Here is a 23627-nt window from a genome sequence, read left to right as displayed (position 1 = left end):
TGAGTCGATCTCGTGCACTTGATTTGCACTGCTCACTTTCATCCGCCGCAGGTGGTATACATTGACCGCCCTATCCACTTTAGATAAAATCACATAACCATTTAGCACCTTGAATTCATCTGGGTAGTTTTTTATCCTTGCGTGAATTTGGTTAGGTTTAAGCGGCTTACCGTCCTTTCGTTGATATAGTTCATTCTCATTAATGAAATATGCTATATCACTAAATGTTAACGGTGTCAACTTCTCCTGCAGAAGTTGTTCTATGGCCTCGTGCAATTTCATATTACATGTTCTTTCCTTAAGTTACAAAGAAAGTTGTCGATTTCTTTTTGCATGCTTCTTTTCCAACTTTTCAATATCCTTTAATAACTCCTTGGCATCGACATCTGTTGGCAATTGCTCTACCAACTCCCCTTTAAAGGCTTTTTGTAGAATCGCTTGGGGAAGAGTCTCAATTTTAGCTTTAAGGGCTTGATACTCTTCTTCAATGACATCTACTTTTTTAAAAAAACTGTATACAATCTCTACAATCTTTTTTTGTTCTATTATCGTAGGTATGTTAGGTTTTAGACTTTTTATGTTGCCTGTATTGATACGAGGTCTAGTTATTCCATGAGCTAAAGAACTAATTTGATTTTGACCTTCTGTAGAAAGCAAAAAAAACAAACAGAACTCTTTAAGTAAAATCTCTTCGTTAACCCTAATACAGACCACATCTGATTTGTTAATCGAAGGAGTTGCAGACTTCGGCAATATCGTTGCTTTAATTTCGTCCGCAACAAAAGTCGATAGCAGTAAGTCTCCTTCCATTAAATGGTTTCGACTTAAAGATTGGTATTTTTCTTCCGAAACAAACGCTTTCTTACTATCATCATAATACATTGCCTTCACATTCTCTAGTCTAACAACTTGTATTCCCTCAGATATATAATCTTTGGTTTTTAAGTTTGAACCGAACGGCCCATCGAAAATTTCAAAAGTTGATTCCTTTAATGTTTGTTTTTTCCAACTTGCCTTGCCTTTTGTTTTTCTCCACTCCTCCGTCAATTTTCCTGTAACCGCCTGAGTCAGGAATTGTTGCCGAAAATCTTTTAAAAGTTGTGGAATTCGCTCCAGACTCTTTTGCATAACATCTACTTTGGCCATTAAGCTGTCCACTTTGGCCACAATACGGTCCTGTTCAGAGCGAGAAGGCATTGAAATATTAAATGCCTTCACTTCTGGAAAATATATCGTTGTGTGTGCGGTACCCTCCGAAATTTCATATAGAAACTGATTTTCTACTAAGAATATCATTTGAAGAAATCTAGGATTTAATTGTTTACTACAGATCCAATTGACGAATCCTTGACTTGTGGCCATGGGTCGACCTAATAAGATTACATAACCAATAGATGCAGTTCGACTTAGGCAAACTGTATTTTCAGGAAGCAAAACGGCAGCTGAGTTTGCAATCCCCAGTTCATTGGTGTATTCTTTTGTTTCATAGATTTTGGAACCATTATGTTTACTAGCATCGCCAACAGCCATCCAAGGAATCTCTCCATTCCAATATTCTGGTTTTTTTCGACTTGGCGTGTGGCCAGTTGCTAATTGAGCTATGTCGGAAAGCAATCTCCATTTCCATCCTTTGGGTATAGTTTTATCAGGTTTTCCAACAGATAAAGCTATCCTTCCAGGAATAATATTTGTAGTTGCCTTTCTTCCGCTCATGCATTTAATTCATTAATAATCATTTGTAATTCTTTGTTGATAGTATTTAATTCTTTCATTGCTTCTTTTGCAATATCAATAGGTTCACCAGCCACCTCGCTATTTCCTAGTGATTCATTCACAATGAGACCTAAATCCAAAGAATCACTCTTTTTAGTAATGGTTTCCCTGTCTATGTATTGCCAACGTTCGTTCTTTATTCTCTGACGGGCTTTTTCATCGATGGAACCGTCGAATTCTTTAGCCAGTTTTTCAGGTTTCATACCACCAGTATAGGCCTCAATAAATTCATTAAAAGCAGCCCTGGTAAAAGGAGTCCGCTTACCGTAATTGGGTACGTTGGTGCGCATGTCGTAAAACCAGACGCCTTTAGTGTTTTTTGCCTCCGTAGTGCCCCGGGTAAAGAACAAAACATTCGTTTTTACCCCTGCCGCGTAAAATATGCCAGTCGGTAAACGTAAAATGGTATGTAGGTTACATTTGTTCATCAAATCACGGCGAATCTTTTGGCCATCACCATCTTCAAACAATACATTGTCGGGTAATACTACTGCAGAACGTGCCTTACCATCTTTCTTTAAACTTCTATAAATATGTTGTAAAAAATTCAGTTGTTTGTTGCTGGTCGGATAGGTAAAATCATCACGGGTGGGACGCTCACCCCCTTTTTTAGTTCCGAAAGGCGGGTTGGCCAGTACGCCATCATAGTTTTTAAGTTCCTTACCCATTTCGGTCAAGGTATCACCTAGTACGATACTACTTTCCATACCATGCAGGCGGGCATTCATCAAAGCCAAACGATGCGCATCTCCAACTAACTCTACGCCACTAAAGGCTTTGTCTATCTGAAATTTTCGGTCTTTTTCACTTAAATGAAAGTAGTTATCGTACTTGTTTCGCAAATACTCGTCCGCAGCAATCATAAAACCAAAGGTGCCCGCAGCTGGGTCATTCCAACGTTCCTTTAATTTAGGCGCCAAAAGCTCTACCATTACATTTATCAGAGGGCGGGGTGTAAAATATTGTCCGGCACCGCTTTTCTTTTCTCCAGCATTTTTCTCCAACAGACTTTCGTAAATATCGCCCATGACATCACGGTCACTCTCCTCATACCAATCTAAGGTATCAATCGCCTTAATGAGTGTATTAAAGTTAACCGGCTTTCGCAAGCTTGTAGAGGCATTGGCATAAATCTCTTTGATACTGGCACTATCCGTCTCATTACTAATCTCTGCCAGAAAACTGCGATAGCGTTGAAAGCTTTCCGTATTATCGGTTTCGTCTACAAAGGAACGCCAGCGGTATTTTTTGGGAATGTGTTTTTCAAAGTCCTTGACCTCACTCAATTTCAGAAAAAGAATGTAAGTCAACTCATTCAAATACTGATGATAGGTCACTCCATCATCGCGCAGTACATTGCAAAGATTCCAAAGTTTATTTGCTATTTCGTCAGCACTCATTTATTCTATTTGTTCATTTAGTTAGGCAACGTAGAGATTATCATTGATGGTATTTATGACATCTTCTAATTGCTGTTCAAATTGCTTGTTGATACGGTCGAAACCACCTTCGCTTTTAAAAGGCTCGTTATCCAAATCTTCCTTGGTCAGAACGGTTTCGGCCAAGAGTTGTTTTTGAAAACGATTCAACCACTTTTGTTGAATTTTGTTCCACTGCTTCATAGTATTGACCTTTTCAAAGGCCTTATTGACCCGGTCTTCATGACCAATCAAATCTACATCTAGCGTAAGGGTTCTTATGTATGCGATGATGTCTGCAGCAATATCCTGATTTTTTGCATCTCTCCAAGCAACATTAAGCGTTTTAGCATTAAAACCTTCTTGGTCCAGCAACAATCTGAGTTCTTTCAACGATTTTCTGTCCAAGGAACTTGGCTTTGAGACAATGACCCGCAAGGCTGCTATTTTATTTTGATTCTCAGATATGAATTTTTTGAAATTCTCAATATAATCCTCTGGTCTCTTTACGTAACCGTAATCACGTTCCGTTCCCCGATATTCATCGCTATGCTCTGAAATCAATTGATGTTTTGGCCGGTATACCTTTTTATCAAGATAGTTCCAAAGTCCTTTAAATTCTTTGATGATTGCGGCAACTTCATTTGCACTGGCATCTCTTATGGCCTTAATTACCTCATGCGGTTCTTTGCCACCGGCCATGTAGATAAACTCCTCCAAGCTGTTTTCCTCTATTTTACGACGCTTCCGCTGTAACTTGGCGATGATTTGTTCTCCTTGCGTTTTTAATCGTTCCTCAGAGTTGATGGCATCCAATTCATCAACCAGTTGTGTAAAGGTTGTTGACGGGTTGACCACAGGTTTCATTTGGGTATAGTCTTGTAGGGCTTCATGTACGCGAACGGCATCAAATATTTTAAAATCTTCCTTACCTATTTCAGGACATAACCTTGTAGCGCGACCAATCATCTGCTCGTATAGAATTCGAGACCCTACCCTGCGCAAGAATACCAGGTTGCATATTTTAGGCACATCTATACCCGTTGTCAATAGGTCTACAGTCACTGCAATATTGGGAAACTTCTCGTTCTTGAATTCTTTTGTCAATTGTTCGGGGTCGTAGGCCGCACCAGTTATCTTTTGAATAGCGTTTTGTGGGACTTCAAGCCCAATACGTTCAAATTCTTCAAAGAGCATTTCCACGATGGTGTCGGCGTGGGAATCGCGGACAGCAAAAATCAAGGTCTTTTCCTCTCCATCAGGATCTAGGTGTTGCACTAATTGTTTAATGACTACCCTGTTGAACTCAGGTGTGATAACCAATTTGTTGAATTGCTCAATTTCAACTAGCAAATCATCTTGTAATTCCGCCAGCTCTTCTATTTTGTTTGTCTCAGGATTAAACACTTTTGGTCGCTCTCCTTTTTTCCATAAGATACCTTCTTCGCTCAATCGTGTTTTTATACGATATGGAGGTTCATGATCGGCGAGATAGCCGTCAATCACCGCTTGACGATACGAATAGGTGAACACAGGTTGTCCAAAAATTTCAGTTGTGTGCAGGGCAGGGGTGGCGGTAAGACCTATAATATAGGCGTTGAAGTATTCAATCACCTTTTTATATTGACTGATATAATCCTGTTGGTTCTTGAATTCCAAATCTTCCTCATCCAGCTCCTTATCAAGGTTATATCCACGATGTGCTTCATCAATAATGATACAATCATAGGTATCAATGGCCAAGCCTTCCTTTTCGCCATAGAACAGTCTTTTTACCATACTCTGAACCGTAGCAAAATGCAAACGCGTGTCTGAATCGGGAACTAGGGTCTTCACATATTCTATTTGATACACTTCAGAAAATGTATTGACTCCCTCAATCTTATTATCCTGATAATTCCCAAAAGCCTGTTGCGCCAGTAGCCTTCTATCAGTTAGGAACAGAATACGCTTAAATCGATTGGATTTTATAAGTCGATATGAGAGACCAATTATAGTTCTTGTTTTACCGGTACCGGTGGCCATGACTATTAGAGACCGATTTTTGTTAAAACTGGTACGAATGTTCTTTTCTACTTCCTTTATGGCACTAATTTGATAATCACGAAGATTTAGTCCATTTGGATTTTTTAAGTAGTCATAATCGCTTAGCTCAAGTTTTTTGTTTTCCGCCTCTATATCACGCTCATAAAGCTCAACTAGTCCCGTGGGTGAAAACCAACCTTTTATTGGATATGCTCTATTACGTTCTTTTCTAACATCCAGAAACCAAATACCGCTCTTGGTTTTGATTTGTTCTAGATATTCACGGCCATTCGTAGAAAAAAGAAAAGGAGCTTTATACCCGTCCCAATTTCCTAGTATCTCAAAATTATCCATGGGAACTATGCGTTTTGCATAGATGTCTGACTGTCTCAGATTGGTTGAAATATCACTTGCATATTTTTTTGCTTCCACAATTCCGTAAAGGGACGTACCCACGAATAAAGCATAGTCTGCCCATTTACCATCGCAGGGCCATTCTGCTATAGCCATGTTTCTCCCCTTTTGTGGCCATGTTTTATTTTTTTTGTAGTTGAGATTTAGGGTATCACATTCCCAACCAGCTTCAATAAGTTGTGGGTCTATCAAAGTGAGCCTTGTATCTTCCTCGCTTAAGTTTAAGTTTTTTGCTCTTGTATCACTACGTTGTTTTCTAGCTGAAACCTGTTCTTTATTCTTGTTGAGTTCCGCAATTTTATCTTTGTAGTTCGCAACTTCTTCGGAGAGCTTTTCTAACTTAACCAGTAATTCATCTGATATTGTACTTTCATTTTCAGGCAATATATAAGATGAAATAGCAATGTAATCTTGCTCATAGGTCTCATAAAACCATTTGGCCAATTGAAAGCATTTTTTCAAGATAAAATGGGCCTCTTGAAAAGAACCTGTACCATCATGGCTTGCTTTATTTCCTGATTTACGAATGGTATGCAAGATGCCTCTTATAATATCCGGAATACTATTGGTGTTCGTCAGTCGGTAAATCCTATCGTTCTGTGAGCCTAAAAATTCTCCTAAATCTTCAAACTCCCAAACATACTGACTAAGCTTTTCAGAAAAAAGTCTTGATTTGGATAAGGAAGAACTTGGATCAACGTAAATAAGCTTCTCGGAAAGCTCGCTTATCGCAAATAAGTTTGGATAGGGCTTTTGAAGAAAGCTGAAATTAGAATTCATTGAAAGGCAGAGAATGGTTGAGTTTGTGGGAATAAATATACAAATCTATTAATGTATTTATAATGACGACTTTAATGGCTTGTCAACTGTTATCTAAATTACAAATGGATTTACTCTTTACAGAACGTACCTTTTGTAAAGAGTTTAATGTGTACCATAGTTTTAATATCTTCCTAATAAGTTCAAAAAACGATACGTTCATATACGCCCCTTAAGTTTATTTAAATTTCTAGTTCATAGAATTTGAGATATATTTAGCATCTGCCAAAGCCGACCATGACTGAAAACATAAAAAGACTGTTTACGCAGATGGACCATAATACCAAGGAGGAAGCCTTGGTCTGCTTGAAGAAAGAGTTTAACCTTCAAAATAGGAAATTAATAATAGACGGATGGATTTTAGGTGGACTAATACCTGAGGTCTATCAAGAAAGAACTGTCAAATTGTTTCAAAATCTACTTAGGAAGCAGCAGGCTTTAAAAGCTAAATAGAAAGAACGGAATTAAAGACCACAGTTCAAATTAAGCATTAAAATCTATGTCATTAATCCCATCTAAAGGCACCTTCCATTAGCTGAATTTCGGCGTTCTTGATTCCTATCGTTTTAGCAACATCTTTCCAATCCTTAACTGCCGTCAATACTTCCATCAAAATGGTTTTCATCTCCTTTTCGCTTAGGCGAAAATATTCCCTGACACCTTTTGCCAAATCAAAGTCCAAGGCATTATCATCCATGTCTATATTTAAAGACAATCCGTCTTTTTCTATGGTTGGGTTTAAATCGTAGGCGGGTGATAAAACCCAACCTTTATAAGTTAGAATGAAGCCATGGTTGCGCAAATGGTCATCGGTATTTGAAATGGCTATATTGAATACAATACGCCGCCATAGTTGATGCAAATTGACTTCCACATTAACACCGTAATTTTCAATAAATTCTACAATTTCAAGATAGCTAGGCATTGTATCTTTAATGGTCTCTTCGGTATTTCCAGTCATTGTCATTGCAGAGGCAAAGTGTATGCGTTTATCACCATCTCTGTCGAACCGTTTGGTCAAAAAAGTATGATGCCTGCCGCTAATTTTTTCCACTTTAGATACTGCCATATCTATGCCTGAGGCTATGGCCAATCGATAGGCCAAAAATTCCCATAAGGCTTTGTCAACGGTATCAGTCTTGGATGGGAATTTGGCAATCCACAGATTCTTTTGTGTATCAAAAACATTGGCTTTAGGTCTAGCACCGCCTAACGAAGAACCAGGCGCAATCAGTATGGCTATCCATTTTCTTATGGTTTCAATCTGGTCATCACTTTCCAACTGCCTGGCAGCTTCTTGCAAGTCCCCCAATGAAGACCAAGGCGGTGTCGGAGTTTGGGCATCGTTATCCAAAAACGGACCTTCCAAGTCGGTCTTAAATCGTAAAGCGCCCATTCGGCTTTCATCAAAAACACCTAGTAGATAATCTATTTTATAGAGGGTACGTGGCTTTTCGTCCTTTAGCCTGGCATCTTGGGCAACTTTTCGCTTCATTAAAGTCTTACCCCAAGTATCTGGCTTACTATCCAAGAAGATTCCAAAATTCTCTTTATTGGGAGGGTATTGTGGTCCTGAATAAAACTCTATTTCAGGGTCGAGCAAACGCTGTGCATCGGTTTTTAACCACGCTCTGTCGTACTCAAAACTGATGGCTTTCTTTCCTTTAGCGAAATGAGCCGATAGCGTACCAATGAGCATTGGCTTTTCTAGACCAACCCAATCTGCAAACACATATATGTCAAATTTCCCGCTAGCCATCTTCCTTATAATAAATCAAGGTCCTGTAATTTTCTGCCGAATTCATCGTCCACTGCCAGTTTTTCAAAATCTTCTTCAAGATTAAATACTCTAAATACATTAAAATAAGAGCCTATAGCAACTTTTGGGTCTCCCTTTTCTATTCTATAAAGTGTGGTTCTGTTTATGCCTGCACGTTCGGAAACCTGATCGGCCGTTAGCTTTCTTCGTTTTCGAGCCAGCTTTATATTCTCACCTAATTGCTCAAATATTTTCTGGTATTTTGGCAAAAGAATTGCCTTCTTGGAATTCATTATGTTGCATATTTTCCACAATATTACTATTTATGTTGATATTATGAAACATTTAGTATAATTCACTATTATGTAGAGGATGTTCAATCAAGACAACCGTTTGATGACACTCCAAATCCCAAAAATCCAATTGAATCCTATTATCGTAGTTTATGACCATCTGTTCTTCATTAAGAAAGATTTATCCCATTCATACTTGTTACTACTTATATATCAATACTTTACGAATATTTTCACTATTCCCTTTTACCTAATTTACACTAAAGCGTATTTAAAAAAGGTTACTCTACCGAACAAAATTTAGAGCCTTCAAGCCCAAGAAAACAACTTAAATTTGACCTTCACACTAACTGTATCAACCCGATACAATTGCTGGAATAACAAGGAACACAGAAGGTTTCAAAATTTTTATTTTTAAAAATAAATCGTACTTTTACACCCTTGAAAAGCGTACACGCGACCGCACAAAAAGTACGATTTCAAGAAATTTAACAAAAATATTAACCTTTTGGTTTTCAATTACTTAGGGTTTTAAAAATACATCGCGGGGTAGAGCAGTAGGTAGCTCGTCGGGCTCATAACCCGAAGGTCGCTGGTTCGAGTCCAGTCCCCGCTACTATTAAAATAAAGGGTTTCCAAAAATGGAAACCCTTTTCATTTGTTCTGGGTACAACATAGGTACAACATTTTGAAGTCCTTACAGCCCCATTTTAGATGATATTATTCAATATTATATTTAATTATTTTGTACCACAACATTTAATTGGTGTCCTTAAATACGTTGACTTTAAAGGCCTATTGTTGTATTGAATGTCTCATGGTCAAATATGGCGAGATAATCACTATAACTACCACTAAAAATTCAAATGGACATTGTTTAATCCCAAGCAAATCCTGTCAACAATCTATAGCAAAAGGCGTACAGGACCACTGCAAGTAGAGCGGTGCAAATCCAAAAGTAGATTTTAAAACCATTTTTAAGAATTTTGTGTCCGAGGTTACGGAAGGCCTCCGCATAAATCTTTTTAAAGAGTAAAATTTGGTCCATAATGATTTGGGTTATAAGTTCAGTACAAACCTACGCCCACTGTCGGCATTAAAACCTTCCACTCTGATAATCGGTTTTGATTTTCGGTAAAACATCAAGCTTTTGGTGAGAATGCCCTATGGTGAAAGATTATCCAAATTCTAGTTTGGACAAAGGGTTGGGTTTAACCGATAAATGTCTCTCGTTACCATGTATTGCAATTATACTGGAGGAAATATGGTCTCGTCACAGCCATTCCCGAACTTTTTCCACAATGCCCGTAAACTTGTCATCACCATCAATCCAAAGTGACAATGATAAACTCCGATCTCCGGTTAATATCATGTTCTGAATTGGAACACCGCACCCCATTGGAACAATGGTTCAACAATCTCTTTTCACCGTATCCTATGGCACTTTCTATTCGATTGCCCTCTATCCCTTGGGATACGATATAATTTCCCGTGGATTTGGCACGACGGTCCGATAGTTTTTCATTGTACCTATCACTGCCCCTAGAATCCGTGTGGGATTCGATCTTGATGACCATTTTGGGATATTCCTTCATGACCTCCACGATTTTGTCAAGCTCCTGCGCTGCATCGGCCCTGATATCCGCTTTGTTGAGATCAAAGTAAATGTCGTCAATCTTGATTTTCAACACCCCATTTTCCATGACTATCAATTTGTTCAATTCCTTGGTCATGATCAAGGGGACATTGTTGGTCTCTCCCAAAACTTTACCTGTACTGAACTCCTCGGATACCCCATCATATCCCTCCTTGGAGACCTCAATGGAATAGCTCTCTTCACAATCCAATATGTTTTCAAAAGTAAATGCACCATAGGCATCCGTATTGCCAGCGGCAATCAATGATCCATCTTTCTTCTTTAATTCAACGATGGCATTGACCACAGCTTGGTCATTGGCTTTTCTGAGTACTGTTCCCTTAACAAACTGTTCGCATTTGGGTTCCAACCGTCGAAAGGAATAAATATCATCATCACCTGTTCCCCCTTCGCGATTGGATGAAAAATAGCCTCGGTTGGAAGCTTCATCCACGATATACGCAAAGTCATCTTTGGGGCTATTAATCAGCGGCCCCAAGTTTGAAGGAAGTGAAAAACTATTTCCCAATTCACTCTCGAAGATATCCAGTGCCCCAAGACCTAAATGTCCATCCGAGGCAAAATATATTTTTTCATTGGTCACAAAGGGGAACATTTCCCTTCCACTGGTATTGATAGTGGGCCCTAGGTTGACAGGCTTCGAATAGTTTCCGGTACGGTCAATGGATACATAATAAATATCGGTTCCTCCAATACCTCCAGGCATATCGGATACAAAAAACAGTTTTTTACCATCAGGACTTAATGCTGGCTGTCCGGTGGAGTAATCCCTACTGTTAAAAGGTACTTCCTCCGGAAAGGTCCAATACCCCCCTTCCAACTGTGTGCGATAGATTTTAAGGTGATTGGTGCCAGTACTGTCCCGTTCGAGGTTTTTGGCTGTATAATTATTCCGGGTAAAATACATAATAGTACCTTCCGGGTTGAAGGTTGCTCCGGCCTCGTGGTATTTCGTATTGATGTTATTACCAAATATCCTGATATCCACTAAATCACTGCCCAGTTGTACGGTATCTGCCTCATAAAGGTTGAGATAGGGCTGCTTGTTCCATTCGTACACCCGTGTATGGAGTTTCATGGTATCCCTGCTAGAGGCGAAGACAATCTTGTCCTGATAATACATTGGTCCAAAATCGGCCAAGGTTGAATTCAGTGACAAATGGGTAACCACAAATTGGGGTTGGCGATTTCGAAGTTCATCCAGGGCGAGGTCATTATCACTGAACTGGGAAACCTCGAAATCATCCCCATTGAACTTTTCAGCATAGATTTTCATCAGTGCTTTGGCAAGAGGATAGTTCCCAACTCCTTTCAACGTATGGATATACCTGAAAATGTATTTTGCGGCCAGTGTTTCCTCATATTTGGAGAAGAGTTGACCATACCACTTTACAGCGTTGGTCATATCGGAGTTATAATAATAGATATCCCCTAAGCGTTGCAGGGTTTCCTGGGAATCGTCCCCTTTTTTTGCCAAGCGCTCATATTCAGCAGCAGCTTGGATGTAATGATAATTGTGATATTTTTTTTCCGCTCTTGAACCTTTGTCTTGGGCAAATCCAAAACTGAAAATCAGTAATACCGTGATTATATGGATAGATGTTTTCATAAATTTTGACTTAGTAGAATCTTGGGGATTTTAAACGCTTTTCCTGTGTCTTTAATTCGAAGCGGAGAAATACCTCATGGGTTCCGCTATTGAAGTTTCTAAGGTCGGTTGTGGTACGGTCGTAAGCATAGCCCACGTTCAATGCCGGCGAAATCTGTAGGCCCAACAGGCCTGAGAAAGAATCATCCCAACGATAGGCGATTCCGGCGGTCACCGTCTCCCGGATCATGAAGTTTGCCGACAGATCTGCTATCACCGGAGCCCCAGGCACCCACTTGACAAAAAATGCGGGCTTGAACTTGATATCCGCCGATATGTCCCTGACCAATCCACCGATCAAAAAATAATGGAGGCGTTCGGTGGCAATCTCCTGGGTCGCCCCGTCATAGTGGTCCTCCGAAAAGAAATTGGGGATGGCAAAGCCAAGATACGAACGTTCTGTATGGTAATACGCTCCCGCTCCCACCGTCGGGAAGAACCGGTTTTCTATGTTATTTTGGAAAGCAACATCTGGGTTTCGAATTAGACCCTCAGAAAAGTCCACGTTAAAGATACGTCCACCTGCCTTCAGTCCGAAGGAAAGCCTTTTATTGTTTGCCCCGACCTGGATACTGTACGAAACGTTGCCATCCAAAAACAATTCATTGGAAGGACCAAGTTCATCATACGTGGCAACAACCCCTAAACCTACTTTCTCACTTACGGGGCCATCGATTGCCAAAACCTGTGAGGTGGGAGCCCCATTGATGCCAACCCATTGTGAGCGATGCATCCCCAAAATGGACAGGTGCCCTCTTGAGCCCGCATACCCGGGATTTACCGTTATGGTGTTGTACATATACTGTGTAAACTGTGGGTCTTGCTGTGCTTCCAACTGAAATGATATCAGCACGAACAGAATCAAAAATGCTTTTTTGAACATTGTTTTTAATGGTATTGTTTTCATAATTGCCGATATCATTTTAACGATTGATGTATAGCCAGTCCGCGATGGGTTCCGAACCATCGCCCAGATCTAAAATGTAGTAGTAAGTGCCTACGGGCAGAAACTCTTCCTTTTGGATGACTGCCCGTCCATTGGATATTCCGGCGAACTCATTGTTATATCCCTGGGCCTGGAATACCAGATTGCCCCATCTATTGTAGATTTTCAAGGTATTGTTGGGGTATCTTGAAATACAATCGATTTCAAAGGTTTCATTTACCCCGTCCCCATTTGGTGAGAACTCATTGTAGAATACCAGACAGGTTGGTTCGATGGATGCCGTATCCGAATCGTTGGCGGTATCCATATCAAACTGGTCCACAAAGGCCAGTTGGGCCACATTGAGGTAATCCTCAATATCCAATACTTCCACCGTTAAGGTCAACGTAGCCGTCTCACTTCCATTTAGGGTGTCAATTTCCCAGAAGCCTTCAGATGCATCGTAAGCGCCTAAGGTGGCGGTAGCGGTGATAAATCGATAGCCGTTGGGCAATTGCTCCTCGATACCGATGTTGGTTGCTGGCAATGATCCGTTATTGGTCGCCGAAATGGTAAAGTTGATTTCATTGCCAATATTTGGCCTTGCGTTGTCAACGGTTTTTACTACAGCAATATCTACCGATTGAGGCATAATTGTGATACTGGCCTCATCATCATCGGGAATTCCATCCGCTAGGTCGTCCGTGTCAAAATCCGATGTAGCATCACTATCCGGGTCGGCTTGGTTACTAGCCGTAATCTGAACACGATTTGTATATTCCCCGTCGGTCCCAGTTGGTGCATTTACCCGGGCCAAGATGACCAAGGTCTCAGTAGTACCATTTGGGATGACCCCATTGGTATTCCAAACACCTGTATTTTCATCATAAGTACCGGCTGTGGCCGTGTGGGCCTCGTAAGTAAACCCAATGGGCAATAGCTCATTGACAACAACACCGGAGGCATTGCTATCACCACTATTGGTCAAATTAATAGTGAACTCGATCACATCACCAACATTTGGTTCGATATCATCCACTGTTTTGGTGATCGATAGATCGGCCAAGCCCGTTGGTTCCGGATTTACCGTATCCTGATCATCTTCAGAGTTTAAGTTGTTATCTGGTGAAGAATCAGGATCGAAAGTGTCCAGAGCAATCAACTCCGCTGTATTGCTGTACTCTCCATTGGACAATACCGTTGCAACAATCACCAAAGTCTCTGTGGTGCCATTTGGAAGAGATGCAATATCCCAAGAGCCAATAATCTCGTCATAGGACCCAATGGAAGTGGTCGCACTTACAAAATCATAACCACTGGCCAAAATATCCTCGATTACCAATCCGGCGGCATCACTTGGACCATCATTGGTGATGGCCACGGTAAATGTGATATCAGTACCCACTGATGGAGCGAGATTATCCGCTGTTTTCACCACAGAGATATCTGTGATAACACGAGGCAGGGTAACTTGCCCGTCCTGATCATCCTCATTGGGGTCATTATTATTTGGGGTTGAGTTCGGATCCAACTCATTGATTGCAATCAATTCTGCTGTATTTGCATAACTTCCTGTGGTATTAATGCCTACTGTGATATCCAAAGAAGTATTGGTATTGGCCGCTAAACTTGCTACATCCCAGATGCCGCTTGTAGGGTTATAGGTGCCCGCCCCACTATGCGATACATAGTTATATCCTGTTGGAAGCTGGTCCAACACTTGAATTCCAGTTGCCTCGCTTGGGCCATCATTGCTCAAATTCAGTGTAAAGGTGATTTGATCCGAAACATCAGGAAACTCATTGTCCACCATTTTGGTCAAGGAAATATCGGCCAAAGGAATTGGGATAGTAGCTGCCTCGTCGTAATCATCTTCTGCAATAACACTATTTCCAGGAACAGAATCCGGATCAAGATTATCAGAATTGGTTATTTCCGCACTATTTGTATAAACGCCGGTTGGGTTTACAGTTGCCTTTATTTTAAGCGTTTCCGTTGTTCCATCAGATAAGCTTCCATTCAATTGCCAGGCTCCTGTATTTTGATTGTAATTTCCAGCTGTTGCAGTATTTGAGATGTACGTATAGCCATTAGGTAGCAAGTCTTGTACGATTACGCCCGAAGTGTCACTTGGTCCATTGTTGGTAATGTCAATGGTAAACTCCACTTCATCTCCGACCAAAGGTGTGGTGTTGTCCACAGTCTTTACAAGATCAAGGTCCGATACTAAAACAGGGGTTGGCTCAATAGTTGCCTGGTCGTCTTCCGTATCATCATTGTTTGCTGGAAGGGAATCAATATCATCTTCATTTAGATCGGTCAGTTCCGCGGTATTGGTATAAATTCCATTGGGTAAGACCGTTGCCTGAATAACGATGGTCTCAAAAGTACCATCAGGAAGGTTTCCTACTGTCCATGAACCATTGAGTGGTTCGTAAGTGCCAACAGATGGAATCGCTGAAACAAATTCATAACCGGATGCCAACAGATCGGTCACTACAACGGTAGTGGCATCACTGGGGCCATCATTGGTCACTGTTACTGTAAAGCTGATGTTACCTCCTATGTTTGGAGTATTTGTATCGGCTGTTTTGGTAACGGAAACATCCACAAGTTGTCGTGGAGTGACCACTACTTCATCTTGGTCATCTTCGGATGGTGTGGTATTGTTTGGTGTAGAATCCTGGTCCAACTGGTCGTGGGCAATAACTTCTGCGACATTAACATAGTCCCCAGTAGTATTGACCGAAGCCGTAATGTTCAGAATTGCGCTGTTCCCATTGGCCAAACTTGCAATACTCCATATCCCATTTCCGGAAACATAAGCTCCTCCACCATCATCGGATACATAGGTAAAGCCCGAAGGCAGTAGGTCCAATACCTGGATACCTGTAGCTTCACTAGGTCCTTCGTTGGCAACCGTTAGGGTAAATATTACATTGTCATTTACATCAGGTGTAGTTGTATCCACTGACTTTGTCAAAGCAAGGTCCGCCACTTGTATTGGTGTTACCACAACATCATCTTGGTCATCCTCGGCCAAAATATTATTGTTGGGAGTGGAATCCACATCGAAAATGTCCGTTGCAATAATTTCGGCCACGTTGGTGTAGTTTCCTGTGGGATTGACCAAAACATCGATTACCAAAGTTTCAGTATCCCCGGCTGAAACGTCTCCTACCTGCCAAATACCTGTATTTTCATTATAAATTCCTGAAGTTGCGCTGTACAGGACAAAATCGTATCCCGATGGAAGCAAATCCTCCACTATTACATTATCAGCGTCTACGCTTCCCACGTTGAACACTGTAATTTCAAAGCTGATCTCAGTACCCACCAAAGGTGTGGTATCGCTATCAACAACTATTTTGGTCAGCTCCAGGTCTCCAATGTTAGGAAAGACCTCTAATGTGGTTTCATCATCATCGTCCCCATCACCATTTCCATCTTCATCAACTGTATTGTCGGTTGTAGGATCACTGTCCGGGTCAAACTGGTCACTTGCCGTGATTTGGGCACTGTTCACATATTCATTGGGTGCACCTGTTGGTGCATTCACCGTTGCTTCATAGGTTACCGACGTACTTCCGCCATTGGCAAGTACAGTCAACCCAGCCCACGATGCAGTGTTTCCAAACAAGGAACCTCCATTATTGACCGTGGTCAATGCATATCCACTTGGGAGGATGTCTTCCAATGCGACTCCTGTGGCCACATTGGGTCCAAGGTTGGTCATTGTTAAGGTAAAAGTGACGGTGTCCCCGACATCAGGCGTTGTATCGTCAACTGATTTGGCCAAACTCAGGTCCGCTTGTTGTGGAACTACGGATATGTTATCTTCATCATCTTCACTTTGGTCCCCATTGTCGTTATTAGGGTTACTGTCGCTATCAAATTGATTGGCTGCCGTTACCTGGACCTGGTGCTCATATTCACCAATGGTGCCAGTAGGTGCCAGTACTTCGGCATTGAATGTCAAGGTCAAGGTATTGCTTCCGACAGGCACCGTTAGACCGGACCAGTCGATATTGGCTCCGCCCAAGGAACCACCATTGCTGATTCCGGTTACGTTTCCAAATCCAGGAGGTAATACATCCTGTATGGAAACCCCTGTGGCCGACACATCACCCAAATTGCTGACATCTATGGTGAACGTAACAACATCACCGACATTGGGACTGGAATCACTTACATTGATGTCCAACTCTAAGTCAATAACCTGTGGAGTGATTACAAAGAAATCCTCGTCATCCTCACTTTGGTCACCATCATCATTGAAGGGCTCACTATCCGGGTCATCCTGGTCACTGGCTGTGATCTCGGCAATGTTCAAATATTCATCTGGGAATCCATTGGGTGCGTTGACCGTTACTTGATATGAAACGGTAGTGCTACCAACCGGAAGGGAGGCAATGGTCCAACTTAAAAAAGTTCCTGCAATGGCTGTACCGCCATTGTTTATTGTGGTCAGATTCAATCCCGAGGGCACCTCGTCCTCTAGGACTACATTGGTCGCTGTATTTGGTCCAGCATTGGTCACTGTCAATTCGAAGGTGACCGTATCCCCAACATTCGGAGTGGCACTGGATAGCCCAGAAATATCTTTAACAAGACTAAGGTCTGCGGACTGAAGCGCAAAAGCAGCACTGTCCTCATCGTCCTCACTTTGGTCCCCATCATCGTTATTAGGTGTACTATCGGAATCGGGCAGGTCGGACGCGGTGATCTCTCCTGTTGTCGCATAACTGCCAGTGTCGTTGATGGTTACCTGGTAGTCCAGGTCCAGGGTCGCGCCATTGGCCACATCCAAACTGCTCCAAGTGATGGTACCGCTGCCCGGGTTGTACACACCACCGTTGGTGATGCTTCCAGCAATGATGTCCATTCCGGATGGCACTGCCACTGTGACCTCTATCCCGGTCCCGGCACCGGTCTCTACGGCATCGTTGTTGAATACCGAGACGGTATAGTTTACGGTATCACCCTCATTCCCGTTGGGGCTTGAATTGTTGATACTCAGTTCCAGGTCGACCTGTTCAAGGGATACCTGCGCACTGTCCTCATCATCTTCGCTCTGGTCCCCGTCATCGTTGTCGGTACCACTGTCAGGGTCGTTCTGGTCGCTTGCCGTGACCTGTGCCGTGTTCAAATATTCGTTCGTTGCACCGGTAGGTGCGTTCAGTGTTGCGGTGAAGCTTACGGAAGAAGAGCCACCGTTGGTCACCGATAGCCCGGACCATGTGATGGTGTTTGCAGACTGCACGCCCCCATTGTTTATGGTCGCGATGGTATATCCCGAAGGGACCACATCGACAAGGCTTACCCCTGTTGCATCGTTCGCTCCACCATTGGAGACCTCCAGAGTGAAGGTCACCGTTTCCCCAATGCTTGCTGTGGTGGGAAGTACTGTTTTGTCCAGGCTCAGGTCTGCGGACTGAAGCGCAAAAGCAGCACTGTCCTCATCGTCCTCGCTCTGGTCCCCATCATCGTTGTTGGGGGTACTGTCGGAATCCGGAAGGTCGGATGCTGTAATCTCTCCTGTTGTTGCATAACTGCCAGTGTCGTTGATGGTCACTTGGTAGTCCAGGTCCAGGGTCGCTCCATTGGGCACATCCAGACCGCTCCAGGTGATGGTACCGCTGCCAGGGTTGTACACACCACCATTGGTGATGCTTCCCGCAACAATGTCCATTCCGGATGGCACTGCCACTGTGACCTCTATCCCGGTCCCGGCACCGGTCTCTACGGCATCGTTGTTGAATACCGAGACGGTATAGTTTACGGTATCACCCTCATTCCCGTTGGGGCTTGAATTGTTGATACTCAGTTCCAGGTCGACCTGTTCAAGGGATACCTGTGCACTGTCCTCATCATCTTCGCTCTGGTCCCCGTCATCGTTGTCGGTACCACTGTCAGGGTCGTTCTGGTCGCTTGCCGTGACCTGTGCCGTGTTCAAATATTCGTTCGTTGCACCGGTAGGTGCGTTCAGTGTTGCGGTGAAGCTTACGGAAGAAGAGCCACCGTTGGTCACCGATAGCCCGGACCATGTGATGGTGTTTGCAGACTGCACGCCCCCATTGTTTATGGTCGCGATGGTATATCCCGAAGGGACCACATCGACAAGGCTTACCCCTGTTGCATCGTTCGCTCCACCATTGGAGACCTCCAGAGTGAAGGTCACCGTTTCCCCAACACTTGCCGTGATGGGAAGTACCGTTTTGTCCAGACTGAGGTCTGCGGATTGCAGGGTGATGCTTGCAGTGTCCTGATCATCCTCTGAAGGGATATCGTTATTTGGCGTAGAATCAGGATCAAATTGATCACTACCTGTAATCTCCACAGAATTGTCATAATTTCCACTTCCATTGACTGTGGCATCAAAGGTCAGGTTCAATGTGTTTCCATTGGTGACGGAAAGATTGGACCAATCAATGGTAAAATTACCTGGATTGTAGACACCATCATTACTAACAGTCCCTAAGACCAGGGTATAGCCCTCTGGTATTACATCCCTAACGGCAACTCCGGTTGCATCAGAGCCCGCAGAGACATCATCATTGAATATGGAAATGGTAAATGTTACCGTATCTCCTGGATTAGCTGTCGTGGGGCTAACCGTTTTTGTCAACTCCAAATCGGCCAAGCCGTCAATAGTGATTGTGACCGTATCACTTTCGTCCGTACAGATTCCGTTCGAAACTGTCCATTGAAACTCATAGGTTCCAACATCTGTGCCGATAACATCTGTTGCTGGGTCGGTATCATCGATAAAAGATGCGGTAGTAGGTCCCGAAAGCTGCGTCCAGGTTCCAGAACCGACTGTTGGTGTTGTTGCACCTAAAGTGACCGTTGCGAATTGTTGCAAATTTTGATCGGGACCAGCTTCTGCGGTAACGGGTTGTGAAATAATTTCAACTTCCATGGTATCGGTAAGGGAACAACCTCCATTGGTTGCTGTCCATGTAAATTCGTATATGCCCGGTTCCAAATCCAAAACCAACGAATTCGGGTTGTTGACCGAGGTAATGTTTGCTGCTGTTCCAGGGTCGGTTACACCCGGACCAGCGGTTTGGGACCAAGTGCCCGTACCTGTGGTCAAGACGACCGCATTTAAATTGGTCTGGGTTGCATCACAGAATTGTTGATCGGGACCCGCATTTGGCTCTGAAGGTGGATCATCGGTAAAAGTGATATCCACAGTATCCGTGGACGGTGCACAAAGGGAAGGTCCCACAAAAGTGGTCCCATTGGTAACCGTCCAAGTGAGCTGATAAGTTCCCAAGACAGTAATATTTGATAAAGTCGTGGTTGGGGAGTTCGGGCTGTCTATTACCGCGGCTCCTCCTGAAGGGTCTGTTGAGAACGTCCAGGTTCCTATACCCACTGTTGGGGCCGTTGCGTTCATCTGCACGTCCAATTGACAAGCATTGGGTTGGTCCGCACCAGCGTCGGCTGTCGATGGTGCTTCAAAAACTTCTATACGAACAACATCTGCAGTATTGGCACAGTTACCCGATTCAAAATTCCATTCCAAAATATAAATACCGGGAACCGAAAGACCTGATAAAGTGGAACTAGGGCTATTCGGCGAATCTATGGTGGCGACACTCCCAGAAGGTTGTTCGGCAAACCGCCATTCCGCATTGGTAACATCCACAGGAGCTGTATTTCCCGCCAACGTGGTCTGATTGGGTACGACAAGGTCGCCCTGACAAAGTATTTGGTCCGGTCCTGCATCTGGATCCACTGACGGAGCTGTACTGGATACTACAGTAACTTCATCGAAAGTAGAAGTACATGAACCTCCATAATCTGTTGTAAACCTAAAGATATAGGTGTTTCCGGGGGTGATGGTCACTTCCGCCACATTGCTATTGGCAGGATTTTGGTTTATTGTTGCAGCCGGAGCACCATTGGCAGTTTGGGTCCAAGTTCCTGTAGATCCGAAAGTGGCCTCTAGCAAAAAATTTGTTGTTTCACAGAAGTTCAAATCTGGTCCCGCATCCGCAGGAACAAAAACATCGACGTCCAAGTCTGCAAATGTAGTGGGACAATTGCTATCCCCTACTATGGTCCATCTAAAGGTATAAGAACCAGAGACCAAATTGGTAACGTTGGTATTGGGATCGTTCACATCTGCAATGGTTGGGGTGTTTGGAGCACCGGAAAGTAATGTCCAAAACCCGGTCTCCACATTGGCATCAAAGGCGTTTCCTGATAATACGGTATTCGTAGCGTTGCAGATTGTTTGATTGGCTCCGACTGACGCTGTGGTGGGTGGTATTCCGACGGACAGGGTCACTTGGTCCGAATCGGTGGAACAGGTTCCATTGTCAACGGTCCATTCAAAAATGTACTGTCCTGAGAATCCAAAGGTAAACTGGGCTGTTGGGCTCGTATCATCATCTATGGTGAACCCACCTGGTCCTGATATTTGTGTCCATTGACCGCTACCTGTAGAACTGGTGGCCGCCATGGTAAAAGTATCAGAGCATGCCGCCTGATTAGCTCCTGCATCGGCAGATGCTGGAATGCCAATGGTAATTTCGACATCATCAAAGGTGGATTGGCATCCTGCCTTTGAAATGGTCCATGTAAGGACATAGCTTTGTTCAACGGTAATGTTGGCCGCAGTATTGAACAATGTGGCATCGGTAAATGAAATCCCTGCCGCCGGGACGGCGGTCCAAAGACCTGTTTCACCAGCTTGGGGAGCATTTCCAGCGAGGTTCACCACTGTGGTACCTGTATTGAGACATTGGTCACTCCCAGCATCCGCCAAAGTTGGTCCCGGAGTTCCACTTGTGGTGACCGTAACAGTATCCGACCCGGGTGCGGGACAGGTATTGTCATTGGGATTTTCTATGGTCCATCTAAATATGTATGTTTCATTGGCATCATCCAATCCGGATACCAATGTATTTGGGTCATTGACATCTGCAAATGAAATACTGGAGCCGCCTGGGGCGGTGTCCACAGTCCAGGTTCCAACCAAATTGTTTGTGGGAACGTCCCCTGCCATTTGAACAGGTGCTCCAAAGCAGACCAAACCTTGGTCAGGTCCTGCATCAACAACAATTGGTGCATCTGAAGAGACTTCTACCGTAACTGTAGCTTCTGCAGATGGAGCACATACGTTTCCACCAGAAATACCATACTGAAATTCATATATCCCAGGGACCAATCCTGATATCCCAGTGGTCTGGTCGAATGGATCATCTATTGTTGCAGTGTTCGGGCCACTTAATTGCGACCACAATGAACTACCTGTGGTCACTGCATTTCCAGTTAAAGATGTTGTGGTCACGTTACAGGCCAATACCTGTCCGGTACCTGCGTTGGCGCTTGTTGGAGTAAGTGAAATCGTAACATTGATGGCATCGGTAGCTTCATCGCATCCTGTCTGTACCGATCCGCTCACCGCTCTTCGGAACAAAACGGTATAGGTACCCTCGACATCAAAATCGATACTCAAAGGAGTGCTTCCGGTGTTTTGAAAATTGTTGGAATTGACCAGTGTGGATGAAGCAGGTCCGCTTACAATGGCATAGGTATTTGAACCATTACCTGTAGTTGTAAAGGGAATATCCACTTCCGTTTGGCCACATGCTGCAATGATATCACTTCCGCTATTGGCCGTTATGGTTATCGGATTGGTCGAATATCGTATCGTCGTGCTCGCTGAATCATCACATCCTGTGGTGGCGTTGGTGATGGTATAGGTGAACACATAGGTGCTACTGCCATCCAATCCAGAAACCTGGGTGGTGCTGTTGGATGGATTTAAAATACTGGCCGCCGGCCCAGAGGTCTGTGTCCATTGTATGGTTTCCCCAGAAAATTGGGGCTGGGACCCTACCAACGTCGCCGTGGTTATGCTTGGATCACAAAAACGTATTGTACCATCTTGTGTGCTTGCATTGGAAATATCCTGGGTTGCCTCGTCAACGGTAATGGTGACCGTATCCTGACCTGAAGCACAGGGACCTACCACCGTCCACCGTAGAACATAGGTTCCTTCAATTAAATTGGAAACGGAAGTATTGTTGTTGTTTACATTCGCAAAATTAGGTGTACTGGGCCCACTTACAAAGGACCATGTACCGACCTGACCGTTGATATTGTTTCCGCCAAAACTACCATCAAGAGTTGTGGATTGGGTAACGGTATAACAGTTGTCCAGATTTTGGTCGGCTCCCGCATCTACAGGCGATTCGCCCCCATAATTGGTCACGGTCATGGTGTCAAAGGATTCACAGTTTTGCCCCGGTGCATAATCCGGTCCCGTAATGGTCCATCTTAGTGTGGTGGTGCCTGCACTTCCTTCGGGCAATGTTATGGTGGATGTAGGAGAGTTCGGAAAATTTATGGTGACACCGGCACTATTTCCACCATCAATGGTCCATAGACCTGTTTCACCTGGATTGAGAGGTGTATTTGCTATGATTGATATGTTTCCCGTATTGTCTGGACATGAGGCCACATCTTGACCTGCATCTGCAGTTGTAATGGGTTCTACCGTGATATCAACATCTTGGAACTGGGTAGTACCATCGGTACAGGTTGCCGTCAATCTAAAAGAATAGACATTTCCCCCTATCAATCCATTGATAGCTGTGTTAAGATTGGAGGGGTCCGCTATTATTGCCGATGGACCCGCTACTTGGGACCATGTTGGTCCGCTTTGCACTAGACCTGTTGCTGAACCGGAAAGGGTAAAGGGCGAATTTTCGCAGATGGTCTCCGCAACCCCGGCGTTGACCGAGCAATTTTGCCCAAAAGTGTCTTGAACCGAAGCGAGCAAAACGACGAAAAATACAAAGATTACCTTAAATTTACCTGACAGTAGAGACATGATGGTTAATGTTTAGATTACAATATTTGTAAGAATTTTCA

11 protein-coding genes and 1 tRNA gene are annotated in these 23627 nt (G+C 43.4%); 2 read left to right on the top strand and 10 right to left on the bottom strand.

The window, feature by feature from the left end:
- The 4 genes from ACRHOZ_RS11275 to hsdR all read right to left on the bottom strand — a co-directional run.
- A partial coding sequence (locus tag ACRHOZ_RS11275) for a hypothetical protein (protein WP_431125665.1) occupies nt 1–282 on the bottom strand: 282 nt, incomplete at its 3' end.
- A gap of 21 nt (nt 283–303) precedes the next feature.
- On the bottom strand, nt 304–1713 hold the full coding sequence (locus ACRHOZ_RS11270) for a restriction endonuclease subunit S (protein ID WP_431125663.1): 1410 nt from the start codon (nt 1711–1713) through the stop codon (nt 304–306).
- On the bottom strand, nt 1710–3173 hold the full coding sequence (locus ACRHOZ_RS11265; RefSeq protein WP_431125661.1) for an N-6 DNA methylase: 1464 nt from the start codon (nt 3171–3173) through the stop codon (nt 1710–1712). Before ACRHOZ_RS11265 ends, ACRHOZ_RS11270 begins: the two co-directional genes overlap by 4 nt.
- Before the next feature lie 21 nt (nt 3174–3194).
- Entirely contained in the window at nt 3195–6410 is a 3216-nt protein-coding gene (gene hsdR, locus ACRHOZ_RS11260) for a type I restriction-modification system endonuclease (RefSeq protein ID WP_431125659.1), read from the bottom strand.
- A gap of 276 nt (nt 6411–6686) precedes the next feature.
- Here hsdR and ACRHOZ_RS11255 point away from each other — a divergent pair, with 276 nt between their 5' ends.
- Nucleotides 6687–6902, top strand: coding sequence for a hypothetical protein (locus ACRHOZ_RS11255; RefSeq protein ID WP_431125657.1), 216 nt, complete (start codon nt 6687–6689; stop codon nt 6900–6902).
- 52 nt (nt 6903–6954) lie between these two features.
- Here ACRHOZ_RS11255 and ACRHOZ_RS11250 read toward each other — a convergent pair whose 3' ends face one another.
- Together ACRHOZ_RS11250 and ACRHOZ_RS11245 are read right to left on the bottom strand one after the other, a co-directional pair.
- Complete coding sequence (locus ACRHOZ_RS11250) at nt 6955–8208, bottom strand: type II toxin-antitoxin system HipA family toxin (RefSeq protein ID WP_431125655.1); 1254 nt, start codon at nt 8206–8208, stop codon at nt 6955–6957.
- 5 nt (nt 8209–8213) lie between these two features.
- Nucleotides 8214–8501, bottom strand: coding sequence for a helix-turn-helix domain-containing protein (locus ACRHOZ_RS11245; RefSeq protein ID WP_431125653.1), 288 nt, complete (start codon nt 8499–8501; stop codon nt 8214–8216).
- 543 nt (nt 8502–9044) lie between these two features.
- On the opposite strand from ACRHOZ_RS11245, the gene ACRHOZ_RS11240 reads away from it, so the two are divergent.
- Nucleotides 9045–9117, top strand: a tRNA-Met gene (locus ACRHOZ_RS11240).
- Between the two features lie 261 nt (nt 9118–9378).
- On the opposite strand, the gene ACRHOZ_RS11235 is transcribed toward ACRHOZ_RS11240, so the two are convergent.
- From ACRHOZ_RS11235 to ACRHOZ_RS11220, 4 genes are all read right to left on the bottom strand, one after another.
- The gene (locus tag ACRHOZ_RS11235) at nt 9379–9549 is read right to left on the bottom strand and encodes a DUF6747 family protein (protein ID WP_170068316.1); all 171 of its coding nucleotides are present in this window, start codon (nt 9547–9549) and stop codon (nt 9379–9381) included.
- A gap of 277 nt (nt 9550–9826) precedes the next feature.
- Nucleotides 9827–11767, bottom strand: a complete 1941-nt coding sequence (locus ACRHOZ_RS11230; RefSeq protein ID WP_106143265.1) for an OmpA family protein — start codon at nt 11765–11767, stop codon at nt 9827–9829.
- A gap of 10 nt (nt 11768–11777) precedes the next feature.
- The gene (locus tag ACRHOZ_RS11225; protein ID WP_245911890.1) at nt 11778–12713 is read right to left on the bottom strand and encodes a PorP/SprF family type IX secretion system membrane protein; all 936 of its coding nucleotides are present in this window, start codon (nt 12711–12713) and stop codon (nt 11778–11780) included.
- Between the two features lie 16 nt (nt 12714–12729).
- On the bottom strand, nt 12730–23586 hold the full coding sequence (locus ACRHOZ_RS11220; protein WP_431125651.1) for a PKD domain-containing protein: 10857 nt from the start codon (nt 23584–23586) through the stop codon (nt 12730–12732).
- Nucleotides 23587–23627: the final 41 nt, after the last annotated feature.

The organism is Flagellimonas flava (assembly GCF_050617915.1).
GTDB lineage: Bacteria > Bacteroidota > Bacteroidia > Flavobacteriales > Flavobacteriaceae > Flagellimonas > Flagellimonas flava_A.
The sequence above is the reverse complement of the archived record's forward strand: the minus strand, read 5'-3'. Positions and strand labels throughout refer to the sequence as shown.